16 protein-coding genes are annotated in these 15,978 nt (G+C 50.0%); 1 reads left to right on the top strand and 15 read right to left on the bottom strand.

Annotated features, from left to right (window positions below; all coding sequences use genetic code 11):
* Window positions 1-8 precede the first annotated feature (8 nt).
* The 13 genes from H9Q78_RS10240 to H9Q78_RS10180 all read right to left on the bottom strand — a co-directional run bounded on the left by H9Q78_RS10240 (window position 9) and on the right by H9Q78_RS10180 (window position 12,599).
* A complete protein-coding gene (locus H9Q78_RS10240) occupies window positions 9-629 on the bottom strand; it encodes a DUF3786 domain-containing protein (protein WP_249301524.1) in 621 nt (206 codons plus the stop codon).
* On the bottom strand, window positions 626-1,498 hold the full coding sequence (locus H9Q78_RS10235) for a deoxyribonuclease IV (RefSeq protein WP_249301523.1): 873 nt from the start codon (window positions 1,496-1,498) through the stop codon (window positions 626-628). The genes H9Q78_RS10240 and H9Q78_RS10235 overlap by 4 nt, the downstream gene beginning before the upstream one ends.
* Window positions 1,495-2,319, bottom strand: coding sequence for a tyrosine-protein phosphatase (locus H9Q78_RS10230; protein ID WP_249301520.1), 825 nt, complete (start codon window positions 2,317-2,319; stop codon window positions 1,495-1,497). The genes H9Q78_RS10235 and H9Q78_RS10230 overlap by 4 nt, the downstream gene beginning before the upstream one ends.
* Before the next feature lie 61 nt (window positions 2,320-2,380).
* Complete coding sequence (locus H9Q78_RS10225; RefSeq protein WP_249301518.1) at window positions 2,381-4,390, bottom strand: FtsX-like permease family protein; 2,010 nt, start codon at window positions 4,388-4,390, stop codon at window positions 2,381-2,383.
* A complete protein-coding gene (locus H9Q78_RS10220; protein ID WP_249301516.1) occupies window positions 4,380-5,141 on the bottom strand; it encodes an ABC transporter ATP-binding protein in 762 nt (253 codons plus the stop codon). The genes H9Q78_RS10225 and H9Q78_RS10220 overlap by 11 nt, the downstream gene beginning before the upstream one ends.
* Window positions 5,142-5,203: 62 nt before the next feature.
* Window positions 5,204-6,250, bottom strand: coding sequence for a sensor histidine kinase (locus H9Q78_RS10215; RefSeq protein ID WP_249301512.1), 1,047 nt, complete (start codon window positions 6,248-6,250; stop codon window positions 5,204-5,206).
* Window positions 6,247-6,984: a response regulator transcription factor gene (locus tag H9Q78_RS10210; protein WP_249301510.1), complete on the bottom strand. Its 738-nt coding sequence runs from the start codon at window positions 6,982-6,984 to the stop codon at window positions 6,247-6,249. Before H9Q78_RS10210 ends, H9Q78_RS10215 begins: the two co-directional genes overlap by 4 nt.
* 364 nt (window positions 6,985-7,348) lie before the next feature.
* A complete protein-coding gene (locus tag H9Q78_RS10205; protein WP_249301508.1) occupies window positions 7,349-7,543 on the bottom strand; it encodes a hypothetical protein in 195 nt (64 codons plus the stop codon).
* 552 nt (window positions 7,544-8,095) lie between these two features.
* Complete coding sequence (locus H9Q78_RS10200; RefSeq protein WP_249301505.1) at window positions 8,096-8,740, bottom strand: glycerol-3-phosphate acyltransferase; 645 nt, start codon at window positions 8,738-8,740, stop codon at window positions 8,096-8,098.
* 12 nt (window positions 8,741-8,752) lie between these two features.
* The gene (locus H9Q78_RS10195; RefSeq protein WP_249301503.1) at window positions 8,753-9,871 is read right to left on the bottom strand and encodes an MGDG synthase family glycosyltransferase; all 1,119 of its coding nucleotides are present in this window, start codon (window positions 9,869-9,871) and stop codon (window positions 8,753-8,755) included.
* The gene (locus H9Q78_RS10190) at window positions 9,868-10,443 is read right to left on the bottom strand and encodes a TetR/AcrR family transcriptional regulator C-terminal domain-containing protein (protein ID WP_249301501.1); all 576 of its coding nucleotides are present in this window, start codon (window positions 10,441-10,443) and stop codon (window positions 9,868-9,870) included. Before H9Q78_RS10190 ends, H9Q78_RS10195 begins: the two co-directional genes overlap by 4 nt.
* 127 nt (window positions 10,444-10,570) lie before the next feature.
* Window positions 10,571-11,983: a radical SAM protein gene (locus tag H9Q78_RS10185; RefSeq protein WP_249301499.1), complete on the bottom strand. Its 1,413-nt coding sequence runs from the start codon at window positions 11,981-11,983 to the stop codon at window positions 10,571-10,573.
* A gap of 22 nt (window positions 11,984-12,005) precedes the next feature.
* Window positions 12,006-12,599 carry a manganese efflux pump MntP gene (locus H9Q78_RS10180; RefSeq protein ID WP_249301497.1) on the bottom strand — a complete coding sequence of 198 codons (594 nt, stop codon included), beginning with the start codon at window positions 12,597-12,599 and terminating at the stop codon, window positions 12,006-12,008.
* A 215-nt stretch (window positions 12,600-12,814) separates the two neighbouring features.
* Here H9Q78_RS10180 and H9Q78_RS10175 point away from each other — a divergent pair, with 215 nt between their 5' ends.
* Window positions 12,815-13,093: a hypothetical protein gene (locus H9Q78_RS10175; protein ID WP_249301494.1), complete on the top strand. Its 279-nt coding sequence runs from the start codon at window positions 12,815-12,817 to the stop codon at window positions 13,091-13,093.
* Window positions 13,094-13,154: 61 nt separating this feature from the next.
* On the opposite strand, the gene H9Q78_RS10170 is transcribed toward H9Q78_RS10175, so the two are convergent.
* Window positions 13,155-14,285, bottom strand: a complete 1,131-nt coding sequence (locus tag H9Q78_RS10170) for a YibE/F family protein (RefSeq protein ID WP_249301492.1) — start codon at window positions 14,283-14,285, stop codon at window positions 13,155-13,157.
* A gap of 20 nt (window positions 14,286-14,305) precedes the next feature.
* Complete coding sequence (locus tag H9Q78_RS10165; protein ID WP_249301490.1) at window positions 14,306-15,880, bottom strand: alkaline phosphatase; 1,575 nt, start codon at window positions 15,878-15,880, stop codon at window positions 14,306-14,308.
* Between the last annotated feature and the right edge of the window lie 98 nt (window positions 15,881-15,978).

The raw sequence follows: 15,978 nt of genomic DNA, 5'->3' as shown, positions 1-15,978 counted from the left end.
AATAAAATTCACAACATCTTTAGAAAAAGCCTCATACACTCCTCTGCCAGGAGCACCACCGTCTCAGGATGGGTGAACTGTGTGATATTTTTGTCAAAAAGCATCGTTAGCTTCGCCGGGAATTCCTCATCACCGTCCCAGAACATCACCCGTATGGGAATACATGAGAACACAGACACCTCAAACGCCGCATCCCCATACGGAATCGGAACAAAGCCCAGCTTCCTCCCCGCTTCTTCAAATGCTTCTGTCCTTCCGGCAAACGCCTGCGCAAAGGGCCGGAGCACGATTTTTTCAAACGCCTTTTCAAACACGCCGGCTTTTTTTACCTCCCGGAAATTCACCCACTCTCCCGAATTATGAGGGTGCTCTGACGAATAGTAAAGCAAATGATAGATTGCCATCTGCGTATTGAAGGAAGGCACATATTCCGGTTCATCTGGACGGCTTATGAGCCCTGTTTTCCTGTCGATCCTATAGAGTATGCCAAAATAGGACAGCCTGATGCTGTCCTCGTCATAATCTGTTATTCCCAGCTTCCTGCACATTGCTTCCTGGTCCCATCCCAGGAAATCCCTGCGCCACTGTTCGCTCAGCTTCTCATAGTTGGAACTTATTTCCTCTTTCATTGTCTCGCCTCCTGTTCCGATGTTCCGCTCCGCCCTCGCTGTATGCAGGCATCCTTCATAAAAGCGATCTCTTCCGTCCATCCCGCGTCGTCGTTGGGCGTTTCCATGATACAGGGCAGTCCCTGTACGGCCGGATGGTTCACCAGCCGGGCGAAAGCATCCCTGCCTATGGTGCCGTTCCCCAGAGTAGCGTGACGGTCCTTATGGCTTCCCCTCGGATTCTGACTGTCATTGGTATGAAGAGCCTTCAGCCTGCTCAGGCCGATCACCCGGTCAAATTCTCCGAGCACTCCATCCAGATCGTCCACAATATCGTAGCCGGCATCCCATACGTGACAAGTATCCAGACATACTCCAATCTTATCCGAAAGATCCACTCTGTCCAGTATTTCGCGAAGCTCCTCGAACCGGCCGCCGATTTCGCTTCCTTTTCCTGCCATGGTTTCCAAGAGTACTACTGTATGCTGTTCCGGTGTGATGATCTCATTTAAGATTTCGGCAATCAGTTCTATACCTTTTTCCGTCCCCTGCCCCACATGGCATCCCGGATGGAAATTGTAATAATTCCCCGGCGTATACTCCAGCCGTTTCAAATCGTCTCTCATGACGTCTCTCGCAAAATCCCTCAGATTTTCTTTGGCGGCGCATGCGTTAAGGGTATAAGGGGCATGGGCTACCAGAGGACCGAATTTCAGTCTGGCTGATATCTCCAGAAATCCCTCCACGTCCTCCGGCTTTATTTCCTTCGCTTTTCCTCCTCTGGGATTCCTCGTGAAAAAGCCGAAGGTATTTCCTCCCAGCTTTTCGATCTGTTTTCCCATCGCCGTATATCCCTTAGCAGAAGAGATATGGCTGCCTGCAAATATCATAAGCTTCCCTCCAGATACAGCTCCCGAAGCCTTTCGAGCTTCTCCTCTGTCAATCCCAAGGGGCCCTCCAAAAATGCTTCCATGGATCCATAGACGGTTTTCATGGTCTCAAATTCCTTTTCCAGATATCTCCGGTCCACTGAATTCAGAATACGGATTTCCTCCAGCAATTCAGCCCCCGCTCCCAGAGCCCGTGCTTCTTCCAGCAAACCTGTGGTCTCCTCTTCAAGACAGTCGTTGGTATAAAGATAATTCTCTATGATAGCATCCTCGTCCACTCCCAGGGCACACAGGACCAGAGCCGCGCCTGTGCCGGCCCGATCCTTCCCGGCCGTACAGTGCCACAGGACCGCCCCCTCCTCATTGGAAAGAAGCAGCTCAAAAAAGCTTTTATAATGGGTCACACAATGCTCGTCGGTCACCAGGACCGGATACAGGGAAGTCATATAATCCAGGGCCTTTCCTCCCAGCCTTTCAGCCAGCCACATCATCATTTCTACCGGTCTCTCATACTCCGGCATGCTGTCCGTCTGCCTGGTGAGGCCGCCCTCCAGCTTTTTTAAGATCGGATCATGAATCATGCGCACGCCGGGAATTTCCGGATCCGGTTCACTTTCATATTCGGTCAGCGTCCGGAAGTCCACGATGGTGTGCACGCCATATTCCTCTGTCAAAATCCGGATATCCTCCTTCGTGGCGCGGGTCAAAGCGCCGCTGCGAATCAGCCTGTGCTCCCTTAAAAGACGTCCGTCCTTTGTCCTGTGGCCGCCTAAGTCCCTCGCATTCCTGATTCCCGTGAACGGAATTCTCTTCTGTATCATGCTGTCCTCCTTATTTCCGGCGCCGGTGCGCCGGGAACCTTCTCTCCTTCTGTTCCGTTTCTTATTCTAGCACACTTTTCCTATAACTGATATAGGCCGCGGCGAAATACAGCAGATACACCAGAAAGAACAGGCCCAGAGCTCCCAGCACAGAGGGCAGGAACAACGCCATCCCCACAAACATCCGGCACAGTTCATTCACGCAGAACGTAATAAACGCGCTTAAGAACACCGGGAGAATCAGGGGAGCCCCAAAATAGAAGATCATCTGTTTAAATATCAGCCGCTCCATCCGGCTTTTCGTCATTCCCAGGTTGGAGAGCACCTGATACCGGAACTTGTATCTGGAGGCCTCGCTCAGCTGCTGAACCACCAGGATAGTAGCCACCACACAACTGAAGATCAGGGACAGATAAAACAAAGCGAAGGAAAATACGGTGAAAAACGAGTATTTTTCATTCAAGGTCTTTCCCTTTACTTCTATCCAGGCGTCACTTTTCAATATCACCGATTCATGAATCTCCCCGTTCTCATCTGTAAACACGCTTTTCTCAGGTATCTTATTTCTGATTTGATCCAGGTTTTCATAATCCTGCTCCGTCGTCTCCTTGGCCGTATCCACAGCGAGCACCCTTTCGCTTACAGAAAGCTCTATCGCTATGTCGTCCGGCACCACCAGAAAGTAATAATAGCCGTTAATGCCGTTCTGCGCGAAATTCTCCAGCCGACATTCCTGCATGGTCAACTCCTTTCCGCCGATCTCCAGAGGGATTTTCTGAGAACCGATACATTCCTTAATATTCCCCAAAGAGGAGATCAGATACGAATCCTTTTCCAAAAAGACAGGCTCATATCCCTGGATATCCCGAAGCGCCTGATAGTCACTGTAAGCGATGACCGGATCGTAGTCGTACCAGTTCACGGCCAGCCTTGAGGAATGTTCCTCTATCCAGTTCCATATCGTCCTGTTTCCGCTCATCCGGACAGCATATTCCAGCTTCTTATGAATACCCAGGTTTTCTTCCAGGTATTTTACATAGGAAGAAAAATCAAAGTCTTTGTCTTCCTTTTCCTCCACATCACTCGCCACCAATACGTCAAAGCCGGTGGATATGGCCGACTGGGACTCAAAAAATCCATTGAACAATAGAGCCACCTGAGAAGCTACCAGCGTGAGCGTGATCAGCATAGCCAGCGTTCCCAGCGTTATACTCATGGTATTCATTTTGGCCGTCAGGCTCCGGAACAGGAACATATTATCCTTTTTATATTTCCTTTTCTCTTTCTTTAAGAACAGTCTGGAGAGAAAAGCAGAAAGGAAGATATAGCAGCCATACAGGCACAAGATAACACAGGCGATGCCGGTCATAAGCGCGGTCCCTATTTCACCTCCTGGATCGGTAAACGCCTGATACAGTCTGAAGCATCCATAGAAACCGACTGCTGCCGAGAACACCAGGAGTATCCAATGCCCCTTTGTCTTTCCGATGGCGGTGTTCTCGTTTTTCTTCTCTGCGTACAGAAGGTCGCAGATCTTCATCTTTTTCAGACGCCTTCTGGTAAAAAACAAAGCAAACAGATAGATGAGAGCAATGTATATCCCAGTCAGGACGAGAGCCTGCACAGAAAATGCCAGCCGAATCTCATAATGGGAATGGAAGATATTCATGATGATAGAGACCAGTATCTGATATAAAAAGCTGCCCAGAAGAATGCCGCAAAGAGCGGCTATGGCTCCCATAAAAACCTGTTCCAGCAGAAACATCCGGGCGATGGTACGGTTGGCGATCCCGAGCATCATATACGTCCCCAGCTCCTTGCTCCTCTTTTGAAGCATGAATCTTGTCATATAGGAGACCAGCCAGCCCACCACCAAGACCACTATGACCGACACCATGACGATTGCCATGGTCATACTGTCCATGGACGAGCTCAGCTCTTTGATGTCATCGGAATAAATCAGCATATTATACGCATATATCAGGGCAAAGGCAATGGTCACCGTGACCATATAAATCCCGTAATCCTTCACAGACCGCCTGGCATTGCGGAAAGCCACCTTACCTAGCATCGGCTTCACCTCCCAGGAAGGTCACTACGTCCATGATCTCACCGAAAAATTCTTTTCTGGTGCGTCCTCCCCTCCAGATTTCATTGAATATCTTTCCGTCCTGCAGAAATAAGATCCGGCTGCAGTAGCTGGCGGAAAACAGATCGTGAGTCACCATCAAAATGGTCGCGTCCATGTTCTGGTTCATATCGGTAAAGCTTTCCAGGAGCATCCCGGCCGCTTTCGAGTCCAGAGCTCCCGTGGGCTCATCGGCCAATACAAGGGCCGGTTTTCCTATCAGCGCCCGCGCACAGGCACATCTTTGTTTCTGCCCTCCCGATACTTCATATGGAAATTTTTTCAGGATATCCCCGATGCCAAGCCGTTCCGCGATCTCTTTTACATGGCTTCCTATATTCTCTTCTTTTCCGCTGACAAGCGGGGCCAGCGCGATATTTTCCTCAATGGTCAGGGTATCCAGCAGATTGAAATCCTGGAATACAAAACCCAAATTTTCCATACGGAATCTGGCCAGCTCCTTGTCTCGGAGTTCCGTGATATCCGTATCTCTCAGATGGATATGCCCCGCGGTCACACTGTCAATGGTGGATATGCAGTTTAAAAGGGTCGTCTTCCCGCTCCCAGACGCTCCCATGATGCCTAAAAACTCTCCCTTTTCCACCTGGAAAGATATATTGTCCAGGGCTTTTGTCATAAAGGCCTTTGAGCCATAATATTTCTCTACGTTTGATATTTTCAGCAATGCTTCCATGCGCCGTTCTCCTTTTCGGTTTTATTTGCTACGTACACTATAGCAGGCATTGCTTCCTTTGTTTACTTACAGTTTTGTAATGTTTTTTCCGGACTTCTGGCCGGATCCACATAATCTCCCACAGGGAAGCCGATGACCGCCCTGGTATAGCTTCCCTGGACCGAATCGATATCCAGCGACAGCCCCAGACGCCCGCACAGCTTTTTGCTAAGATAAAGTCCCATCCCGGTGGCTTTCTGATTGCCCCTGACCCCTCCGGTAAATCCCTTTTCAAATACTCTCGGAAGATCCTTTTCACTTATCCCGCAGCCATTGTCCTCTACAAAAAGCCGTACACTGCCGTCCGTTTTCTCCGCGCGCAGAGAAATCTGAGGATCTTTCTTGCCGGCATATTTCACGGCATTCGAAAGGAGCTGATTCAAAATAAAAGTCATCCATTTCTCATCAGTCCAGACCGTCTCCGGAAGCTCCTCTACAATAAGGCGGATCCCCTTCTCCAGAATCGCGGTCCGCTGGGAGCGGACGGCCGGATTCACCACGTCAGACAGCTGCAGCTCTCTGATGAAATAATCCTTTTCCACGTTCTCGCTCCGGGCATAATAGAGCACCTGCTCCACCAGGCCGTCTACATTCCTCAGCTCTTCCCGGATCCGTCCTGTTTCTTCTGTCTCATGATTTTTACAGATCAAATCTATAGCCGTGATAGGCGTCTTTATCTCGTGGATCCATTCTTCAATATACTCTTTATAGGCCGCCGTAGTCTCCCTTGCCGCGTGGATCTCATCCGCCATGGATTTGCAGGCGCTCTTAAGAATCTGATGGTACATCCTGCCCTCCGCCTGATCCGGCTCCTCCAAAATCTCCGCGATCAGGTATTTTCGGTCCAGTCTTTCAAGCTTCTCAAAGGTCTCCTTCTGTTTCCTTTTCCATTTCCAATAGCCGGATAAAAGGACCGCCAAAAGAATCAAGATCCAGATAAGATCAATCCACAGGATATTTCCAAGCTGATTTCCAAGCAGAGCCATATAAATGGACAGGGCCACCGCCAAGAGCAGATTTCCCACCAGCATCATGGCCTTTTCAATACAGTAAGTCATGAAATCCGTCATTTTTCCACTGCCTCCACTTTATATCCCTTTCTTGGGACCGTCTTCACAAGTTCGGAAAGCCCTGCGTCGGCCAGCCGTTTTCTCAATCGGGACAAATTCACATTCAGAATGTTCTCATCCACATACATCTTGTTCTCCCAGAGATATTCCATCAATGAATCCCTCGATACCACCTTTCCCTGGTTCAGGCATAAAAAATAAAGCATACGCAGCTCCTTAGGTGAAAGCTCCAGACAGATCTCGCCGCAGGTCAGCTGTCCCATGACCAGGCTGAGCGTCGCTCCCCCCACCCGTATCTCCCCCGCTCCCGCCCGGTTCCTTTCCAGCATGCGGCCAACCCTGGCGAGGAGGACCGGAAGACTGTAAGGCTTCCGGATAAAATCGTCTCCGCCCAGACGGATTCCTTTCAGCTCGTCCCATTCCCCTTCTCTCCCCGTGACAAAGATGATGGGGACCTTCGATTCCTTTCTGATATTCCGGCAGAGGGCAAAACCATCCGTCTCGTTCAGATTGATGTCCAAGAGAATCATATCCGGTCTTTCCTCCAGAATCTCTCCGGCCATCCAAGACGCGGCGTTTTCCCACGCTTCCGCTTCCGATGTCCTGTACTCTTCCGCTCCGCCAGCCGGCCGCTTTTCTCCGAAGCAGGCCGTTTCATAACCATGTTCTTTAAAATAGGCGGCCAGTTCCAAACGGATATTGTCGTTGTCCTCAATGATCGCAATCTTGTACATACAGTCCTCCTGTACTGAGAAATATACCTTACCGCACGGAGTGCGCCTGCCCGCAGGGCATGAATTAAGGGATGCCCTTGGGTATGATATAAAATACTTATTGGAACCATTTTAGTAAATTCCGATTACGCTCCAGTTAGGCACCGGCAGAAGTTCCGGGCCGTCACGATTTCGGTTCGCTGGCGATGCAGGGGCCGCTTTATCCCCGCTCCAGGAGTACCGCTCACATGTCGGCGGGAAATCCGGATGATTTCCCGTCTCCGGTTCGCTCAGAAACGGAATCGGTATTTTTCGTTTCTGCCTCCCTTCGCCTGGGGAACACCGGCCGCTGCCCTGCGGCGCTCACCTTTAGGCCGGCCCGGAATCATTCTGCCGGTATTCTTTCTGCCGCACCGTTTCGGATGATTTCCGTTTCCTTGATTCCAGAAAAGGATCGGATATCCACACGGCCCGCGCGCCTTATGGCAGCGGGCTGCGGCAGACCGCCCCAATAGCTTTTGAGGCAGACGGAAGATACTCTGGTGCGGGAGGAGGAGCAGGAGGAACGATCCGATCCCATCGTAAGGTGAGCGCCGCAGAGCCGTTAGCAGGATCTTCCCGGCCGCAGGGAGGTAAAAACCGAATTTCATGCAGGTTTTTATTGGAATCTGACATGGAAAAATATCGATTTATCCATGTCAGTTGAAAAGGACCGACTGGAGGCCGTAAAGATCGTGGTTACGACTGCCAGCGAGCCGCCTGGATGGAAGCGGATTTCCTCCTGCCTCATCTGGTTGTAAAGATACGCTTGTTTTAAAAGATATTTAAAGGTATACCCAAGGGCATCCCTTAATTCATGCCCTGCGGGCAAGCGCACTTCGTGCGGTAAGGTATATCCACTGGAACTCCCTGTTTTAACTGCGGGCCATCGGCCCGCCCTGTTCTTGGCGGACCGAGGACAGCAATTTTAAATAAACAAAAAAGCCGGCTTCGCGCGCCGGAATTATGAGGACAAAGCGTCTCATGTAAAAAGACCAATTTCTAAGGACTGAAAGCCCTTGTGCGAGGAAATTGGTCTTTCATTCTCTGGTATTCCCTCCATTCTCTGCTACTCTTCCTGAGCGCCGGGGCCTTATTCCCCCGCCTGCTTCAAACGGCGCTTTATTCTTCCGGTCTCTTCACTGCCGAAGGCTGCTCCTTCCCAGTTTTTGCAGACCACCACGGCGGCTATCAAAATATTGCCCACACAGATTCCCGGCAGGCTGCCGCAAAACAGCGCTACGCCTGAAACCGTCCCGAACAGCAAAAAGGTGTAGACGCTTCGCCGTTCATTTGGTCGTATTACCACGACCAGAGACAAGAACAGATAAATCAGCGCCAGCAGCCAGACACTATGGCTGTACCGCTGTACACCCAGGAGCACGCCGAAGCTGACCGCTATCGCCTTTCCTCCGCGCATGTTCCGCCAGAGCGGGAACGCATGCCCCAGAACCGGCGCAACCATGACACCCGCAAACCAGAGACTGACCGGAGCCATGAACCGCCCCGCCCATATGAGTGGAAGATATCCCTTTCCGATGTCCAGTACAAGGCACAGAATCCCAAGGGGCAGCCCCGCATATTTCATCACATTGGCCGTCCCTGGATTATGATCCTCGCTCAGCTGCTCTATGTCCATATTCTTCCGGTATTTTGGCAGGAGATACCCGAACAGCACGCTTCCCGCCAGGTATCCTGCCGTCATAAACAACAAGCTTTCCAACAAACCCCGACTCATTCTGTCACCGCCTTATCTGCTGCGGCAATATGCTTCCATATAGTCGCAGATATCAGAAGCGGCCTTCGCATTGATATAGTGCTTCTGCGCCTCTGTCATATTTCTCCTGGCCGCTTCATTCTTTAAAAGTTCCAGAACCCGATTCCCCACTTCTTTCTCATTTTTCCCGAGGACTGACATCCCATGTCTGGAAAAAAAGTCCGCATTTTTCGTTTCACATCCGGGTATTGGCTCGGAATGTACCAGTGGTATCCCTTTCACAGCCGCCTCGGTGCTGGTGAGACCGCCCGGCTTCGTCACCAATACGTCGCACATATCCATGTACAGATCTGCCTGCTTCGTATAGTCCAGCACTATGACCTTTTTGTTTCCCTTGAAATCCCTTCTCAGTTTTTCCTTCAGCTTTTCATTATTTCCGCCGAGCACGATGATCCTGCCGTCCTCCGGAAGGCCCCTGCCGATCCGTTCAACCATTCCGGAAACATTTCCGAAGCCCATGCTTCCCGTCATGATCAGCACAACCGGCCCTTCCGTTCCCAAGCCCAGGCCGAGTCTCGTCTCCATTTTATCCCGTCTGTCCATAAATTTCCGAAAAACCGGAATTCCGGTTGGCACCAGTTTTTCTCTTGGAATCCCTCTGTCAGCAAACTCAGGAATCAGCTCGTCGCTGGGAATGAAATAGGCTTCCGCGTCTGTCTCCTCCATAAACGGAATACAGGTATAATCGGTGGCCACCGCAAAGCAGGATGCTTTCATCGGATAATGCTTCTTAATATAAGTGATTGCTTCCGCCGGGAACAGGTGAGGAAGGACGACACAGTCAAAGCCCTCTTTTTTTATGTAATAATACAAGGCCTTTCCGTAAAAAGTGTTTGCAAAATAAACCGGTGACTTGCGTCTCGCAGAGCTGATTGCGCCGCCCGCTTTGTACGCCAACCCAAAAGCACCCGGAAATGAAGTAGTGGTAGTCACATAAACCTTTGTAGTCCGCCTGGAAGTCTTCGGCTTCGCAAATCTCAGGGCGTCCAGCATCTGGCACTCAACGCCTCTCCGATTCAGCTCTTCCTTTACCGCTCTTCCGGCGGTATTATGCCCCTGCCCTGTATTGCAGGAGAGAATCAAAACTTTCATAGGTGCTCCTTTTTGTCTATCAGGTCAAATATCGAATGGGTGAGCAGCAGATAGTACCCTTTGGTGACCTCGTCCGCGGACATCTCCATCTTGTCCTCCGTGATCCATCCCTTTATCACGCTGGCAAGGCTTATGGAATAATATTTGGCAATAACCTCCTCTTTCCATATCTTTATGCCCGGCTGAGTCTTAAGAGGATATTTCAACAGACATTCCATAAACATCTGATATAGGTACTGCTCCAGGATCTCCTCAAAGGAATTCTGTCCGGTGATCTCAAATGCCTTTTTATAAAAGGCCCGGTCCCGCTCCAGCCGCAGAAACAGAACCCTTATGGCATCTTCTTCCATGCCGTCCTGAATCAGTTCTTCCATCCGCTCGCCGATATCGCCCTGAAATACGCCCTCCAAAAGCTCATATTTGTCACGGTAATAGTTATAAAATGTGGGGCGGAGAACTCCTGCCTCATCTGTGATCATCTTTACCGTGATCTTGTCAAAGGAACGGGTCCTCATAAGCTCTTTCAGCCCTTCCTCTAAGAGAATTCTCGTCGCTTCTCTTTTCCGTTCCATGTCAACCGCCCTTTCGCCAGTCACAAAACAACCCGGCCGCCTTCTGTTCTGTTCAGCGCCAGACCGGCGTAATCCGTTTCTTCTCGTATATTATAGCATAAATTCTCTCCGGCATAAAGTATATGTCCTATTTTCTTCCCTCTGACTTATTTTTATAATTGCAGTATCCCTTTTGTTCAAAATGATGCTTCTCCCAGAGCGCTTCTGCTTCCGGCTTCCATTCCGCGGCATATTCTCTGCATTTTTCGCACAAATGCTCCACCGGCTCTTCTGATTGAAGATCTGTGGAATGTGCTCCCGTCTCTCTCACCATCTGTTCCAGGATCTCCGGATTCTCCAGCATGGGGCAGGGGCGCAGATGGTTTCCGTTAAACGGCTGGTTATCACGATAGGCCATAAAAAGCGGCTGTTTCAAAGCCTCCAGGAGCGTGGTCTCCCGGATATTCGCGCCGGAATAATGGATGAACACACACGGCTCCACATCACCGTTGGGGTTGATATGGCAGTAATTCCTTCCTCCGGCGATACAGCCTCCCACAAACTCACCGTCATTCTGAAAGTCCATGGTATATATCTGCTTGCCCCCGGTATTCCCCCGGATTTCGCGGATCCTGTGATACATATAGGTCCGCTGCTCTTTTGTGGGCAGAAGCTCCGGCGCCGCCTCATTTCCAACGGGCATATAGTGAAAATACCAGGAAAAACGGCATCCCTTTTCTATGATCATATCCAGAAATTCATCCGAGGTTACAGTCTCCACATTTTTACTCGTATAGCAGATGGATGTGCCGAACAGCTGTCCGTTCCGCTTCAGAATATCCATGGCTTCCATGACCCGGCCGAATACGCCGTCTCCCCTCCGCAGGTCATTGACCTCCTCAAACCCTTCCAGACTGATGGAAAGTGACAAATTCCCGGCCTCTTTCATTTCCCTGCAAAAAGCCTCGTCCACCAATGTCCCGTTGGTAAACGCATGGAAAGCGCAGTCATGATGCTTCCTGCAAAGCCTGATGATGTCTTTCTTTCTCATCAAAGGTTCCCCGCCGGTCAGCATATAGAAATAAATACCCAGCTCTTTGCCCTGGGTGATGATACTGTCCATCTCTTCATAGGTCAGGTTCAGCTTATGGCCATACTCCGCGGCCCAGCAGCCGGTACAGTGGAGATTGCATGCGCTGGTGGGATCCATGAGAATCAGCCATGGGATATTGCATCCGTGGATTTCCCTCATTCGGCGGATGGTCTTTGTTCCATGGAAAGCAGCCTCATATCCCAGGTTAAGAGCCGACATTTTAATGACGTTGGGATCAATCTCGTCCATTAGCCGGTTGACATACTGCATCCATTTGGAGTCCGGATCCTGAATCATCCTCCTGGCCCCTTCGTAAGATTCTGGGAGGAACTGCCCTCCCATGAATTTCTCCGTCAGATCCACCAGCTGCAGCAGTCCTTTCTCCCGGTCTTTATTTACGTGCTTTAGCGCCGCGTCAATGGCCGATCCAAAACTGGCCCTCGCAGCTTTATGCGATAATGTACTCATAACAATTCCCTTCCTTTCTTCTTTATAAAAGATAACTGATGAAAATCTCCAAACTGACCAGAGTGAGCAAAAGGCCTCCGATGAAATGGGCTTTGTATTTCTGCTCATATCCCAGGCGGTATCCGGTATAAACGCCCAATACCACGGCGGCAGCGGTCAGAATCCCCACTGCCAGAGTCTCCTTCGCAAGCCCCGTCTCCATAAATGCAAATCCAACGCCTGTCAAAAACGCGTCTACACTGGTGGCGAGCCCCAGCAGACACATTTCCTTTACGCTCCCCCAGGCCTCAAGCTGTTCAAAAATCGGTTTCTTTCGTACCCCCTTCTGAAGCATATAGACGCCAACTCCCAAAAGTATCGCCGCGGCAATCCCATACCAGACCAAGGTGATGTGCCGGGACTGTTCCGCAAATGCCGGAACCAGCATGACCAGGTTCCCGGTCAGAAGCGCGCCCACCTGCCACGCGGAAAAGATCACGCACATCTGGACCAGCTTTTTTTTATCAATCTGCCCTACTACCGCTCCCTTGCAGATCGCGACTGCATACACATCCAGAGAAAGACCTGCGGAGGTGAGAAGCGTCTCCCAAATATTCACTTTTCTACCATCCCCCATCCATTTTGTTTCCTTCCGCGCCTTTTGTCAGCGCCTTTCCCGATCATAATTATATTATAAAATCTTTCTTCTCCCATTCCCAGATACAGACCTCATTTGATGTCACATAAAATACTACACTTTTTCCAATGTGTAACATTTGCTTTCTGGCCGGAACCAGGATATAATAATTGAAACATATATGGCTCAGCCAAAGACGAAAGAGGTAAATCGCCATGAAGAAACTTAAACAGATCGTCTGTATAATCTGCGCGGCCCTGCTGGCCGGCATTTATATCGTCACTTTAATTTTTTCCATATCAGACAGCTCTCAGGCCAAGTCCTGGCTGAGTGCTTCTCTATATGCTACCGTTGCTGTCCCGATTGTTCTGTACGCGTTTCTGCTGATCACTAAACAGATGAGAAACAGGAATCCCGCGGGGTCGGAAAGCATGCCGGACAAACCGGAGGAAAAAGACGGGCAGGCAGAACCTGAAAAAGAATCTCATGAATAGTCCTTCTGAACAAAGGAAAAGCCCGCGGCAGCACGCCGCGGGCTTTTTATACTTTCTTCTGTCAATTTTCCGCCCTCTTTTTCCTGGTCAGCATCATCCCTCCTACCATCGCCGTGAATGGAGCGACTGTGACCAGTCCGATACTCCCTACGACAGTATGCAGGATTTCCGATGCCACATGTTTATAATTCAGGATATTATAGATGGGAGTTCCCTGAGCCATGAACACCATGAGAAGTGCCAGATATCCCCCGGAATAAGCCAAAAGAAGCGTAGTGGTCATGGTCCCCATTGCCGCACGTCCCACATGGACGCCCGATTTCACAGCCTCCCACCTGGAGATGTCCGGTCGTTTTTCCACTACTTCATGGATAGCCGAGGTGATATCCACCGCCAGATCCATCACGGCTCCGGAAGCCCCGATAAAGATACTGCTCATGAATATCTGGGTCAAATTCAGATTTTCAAATCCGCTGTAAATAAGGCTCTCTGAGTAGGGCATGACCGCCCCGTGTATCTGAAATGCATCCGTGAGGAGAATCCCCAGGATACAGGTGGCCGCTATCCCCAAAAGAGAGCCGCACACGGCTGTCAGAAATCGTCTGTCAAACCCATATACCAGAGCAAAAATCACCGCCGTCAGGATACTGACGACTAAAAGGCTGATGAGGATGGCGTTCATCCCGTTCAGACAGGACGGCACAATAATCTTCCATATGGAAAGAATCGTAATGCCAAAGGACAGGAGGGACTGAAAGCCTTTCTTTCCAGCAAAGCAGACAAGGAGAAGCGCAAAGGCGATTCCCAGCCACAGCTCTTTGTCCATCCGGTAAATGTCGATCATATTGACTGACAGAATCGTGTCATCCTTGTAGCTGATGACCACCATAGCCCTGTCTCCCTCCTGAAATATCTTATCTTGTTCTAAAGAGCCTGTCAGCATATTAATACCAGAGGTTTCCTGTCCTTTAAAGCGGCCGCCGTCCAGCCGTATGGTGCATTTCTGCTCACCGGAACGAATCAGCCCTGTGTCGATGATCGTACTATTATCCACTGAAACCACAGTTGCCGCACATCTGTCAGTACCCTTATAAATCACAGCATCCTCATAGCCCGTAGGAAGGGCTATGAGGATGCTCAGGAGTACGATTCCAATGAAGAGCGGCATCTGACTCCAAATCTTCTGCCTCATTCATTCCTCCGTATTCTGCTTCACTCAATTCCGGTGAGAGATGCGATCTTATTATAAATATCGGTATTGTCGTAGTAACCTTCAAACAGTTCGCAGCCGGCACCCTGGGCAAATACCGGCACAGGAAGTCCTGTGTGAGAATAAGAGGTAAACGCAATGCCGGACTTATTATTGAGAATATGAGTAATCGTCACAGAGAGCGGCTCATAGGTACCGTAAAGAACATATTCCTCCTGGCTCATCTCGTCCTGTTTTGCGGCGCCCACCTCCAGTGTCCTGTTATATGCCGTCTCCAGTCTCTGAAGCTCGTAATCTGTCAGCACAAGAGCAGAATCCTCCGACGCATCAGGATCACCCGCCTTCATCAGACCGAACAGCTCCTTCACATCTGCAAGGACTGTATCAAAATCTGTCTTCTCTTCTTTATACTTCGCGACATATTCCTCGTCAAATTTCGCGTAGGAAATCTTCTGATTGCCCAGGTTCGTCATATAGGTATCATAATTGGTGCCCGCAAATCCAATAGTCAGACCGCCTGTCTCATGATCCCCCGTTACCAGAATCAGAGTTTCATCGGGATGTTCCTCATAAAACTCAATGGCTTTCTCCACCGCCGCGTCCAGAGCAGTCACATCCCCAATGCTGGATCCGGCATCATTGGCATGACAGGCCCAGTCAATCTTTCCGCCTTCCACCATCATGAAAAACCCGTTGTCATTATCCAGAACTTCAATTCCTTTCTCCACATAGTCAGCCAGAACCATCTGATCGTCTTTCACGTCAACCTGATAATTCATGGCATCCGCGTCTGCCAACTGTTCCGCGATGACAATTGCTTTGCCATCTTCACTGGTCAGCGCCTCCGCCTCTGCTTCTGTCTTAATCACTTTATACCCGGCTTCCGCTGCCAGATCATAAATGCTGGTCTTGTCTTTGTCAGCGCCTGTGTCCTTCAGCAGAGCGCCGCCTGCAAAATAATCAAACCCACTGTCGATAAGTTCCTGGCCAATCTCATAGTAGTTGTTCCTGGAATCCTGATGAGCATAAAAAGCGGCGGGAGTCGCATGATTTAAGTTCACGGTAGAAAGAATGCCAATCTTATATCCCATCTGCTCCTTCAGTTTTTCTGCCATCGTTTCATAGGGAACAGTCAGTGACGTGTCCATATTAATGACTCCGCTGTATGTCTTGTTTCCTGTGGCGATCGAGGTCGCTGTTGAAGCGGAATCAGGGCAGAACGAAGTGCTGTCAAAGGTCTGTGCGGAGCCTGCCACCGGAAAATCCATAAAGGAGAGTTCGTCCGTTTCCACCCCTCCTGAACTTCCCGCGGTTCCCATATAATATGCGGCAGACTGTATCTGAGGATAGCTCATCCCGTCTCCGATAAACAAAAAGATATATTTAGGTATTCCGGACTCTGTCTGCTGTTTCTGAGTATTTACTGTTTCCGCAGTGCTCTCCGCGGCTGTAGTCACTTGAGCCGCCCCGGTCGCGCCCGATGCGGCCGCATCAGACGGTCCGCAGCCTATCAGGGATGTCATGGCCATCCCCACAGCCATTGTCATGGCGGCAATCTTTGTCAATTTCTTTTTCATAGTTTCTCTCCTCTTTTATTTATTACTTTCCCACTGATAGAAAGTTACATGACTACTATAAACGCTCCATGTAAACTATGCCTGCGACAGTTGGTAAA

The sequence above is a fragment of the Qiania dongpingensis genome (assembly GCF_014337195.1).
Lineage (GTDB): Bacteria > Bacillota > Clostridia > Lachnospirales > Lachnospiraceae > Lientehia > Lientehia dongpingensis.
Note: the sequence above shows the minus strand (reverse complement) of the source record. Positions and strands in the feature narration are given on the sequence as shown.